The 1,213-nt window shown below is 58.9% G+C and carries 1 protein-coding gene; it reads right to left on the bottom strand.

Annotated features, from left to right (window positions below; genetic code table 11):
* Positions 1-22: 22 nt before the first annotated feature.
* Positions 23-1,135, bottom strand: a complete 1,113-nt coding sequence (locus tag CKO42_RS26595; protein WP_200252632.1) for an ISAs1 family transposase — start codon at positions 1,133-1,135, stop codon at positions 23-25.
* Positions 1,136-1,213 lie beyond the last annotated feature (78 nt).

Raw genomic sequence — 1,213 nt, 5'->3', positions numbered from 1 at the left:
CAGGGCGAGCGCGTATAAATCCTCAGCCAAAGACGACCTTAGCGCGGTAGTCATCGTTCCACGTGGCCTTGCGGCGCTTCTTGACCATGCGTTGCTTGGAGGGTTCGCGTTCGAGCAAATTCATGCAGAGATGGCGGATCGAGGTCAGAATTGCTGGGGCGTTGCCTTTGCGGATGCGGCAAGCGTCTTCGCGAAACAGGACATCCAAGCGCCAGTGTAGAGGATTCTCGACGCCCCAATGGCCGCGCACCGCCTCGGCAAACCGCGGCGCCTGTGCCGAGATGGAGTTGATGAAAAAGCGTCGTTCGACGCTGTAATCCTCCCCGATCCAACATTCACGCTCCACCATGCCGATGCTGCGCAGCCCCTTCCAGCGCTCGGTCTCCGAGAGGGTGCTCAACGTCTCGGTGATCCAGTACCGGCGCACTTCCAGGCGCCCATGGTCCTTGTCGGTCTCCTCGGTGAAGTCATGGGGGACATCGGCAAACTCACCGGCGCGCGCGGTGTCGAAGAAGTCCTCAACCTCGTCGTGGAGTGTGCTCTGATTGCCTTTGAGCCCAAGGACATAGTCGCCACCTTGATCGATAATCTGCTCGGCGATCTTAGTCTGGCAGCCCATCGCATCGATGGTCACGATACAGCCTTTGAGTTCAAGGAGTTCTAGCAGCACTGGGATCGCTGTGATCTCGTTGGATTTCTCCTCGGTGGCTTCTTGCCCCAGCACCAGCCGGTTGCGATTGCCCCAAGCGCTCACCATGTGCAACGCCGCTTTTGCGCGCCGGCGATCACGCGAGCCGCGTGCGCTTTTCCCGTCAACGGCCACGACCTCGCCGTCGGTGACCGCGCTGATCGCGCGCGTCCAGCTGACGAAACAGGCTTGAAAGGTCTTGGGATTCAGCCGCGAGATGACGCTGGCGATACAGTCGTGCGATGGAATCCCGTTGGCAAAGGGCGCAAACTTGCGCAACCAGTCGAGTTTCTCCTTGCCGAATTCCTCCATCGCTTCCCAACCCTCAGCACCACTGATCATCGCGCAGACCACGAGGAGCAGGATTTCCATAAGTGGATAGAGTTTGTTGCGCTCAACTCGCGGGTCGCTGAGGGGAGCAAAGTGCTCGACAAGACTGGCAGACATGGGAAACTCCTAGGGTTCGTTTCCCGATAGACTGCCGCAACTGATTCTATTCGCAAAATTTTATACGCGCTCGCCCTG

Origin of the sequence: Lamprobacter modestohalophilus (genome assembly GCF_016583905.1) — a bacterium.
Classification (GTDB): Bacteria; Pseudomonadota; Gammaproteobacteria; order Chromatiales; family Chromatiaceae; genus Lamprobacter; species Lamprobacter modestohalophilus.
This window is presented reverse-complemented; position numbering and strand designations above follow the sequence as displayed.

Coding starts and splice junctions, on each gene's coding strand:
- CKO42_RS26595 (WP_200252632.1), bottom strand. CDS start 1,135: ATGTCTGCCAGTCTTGTCGAGCACTTTGCTCCCCTCAGCGACCCGCGA.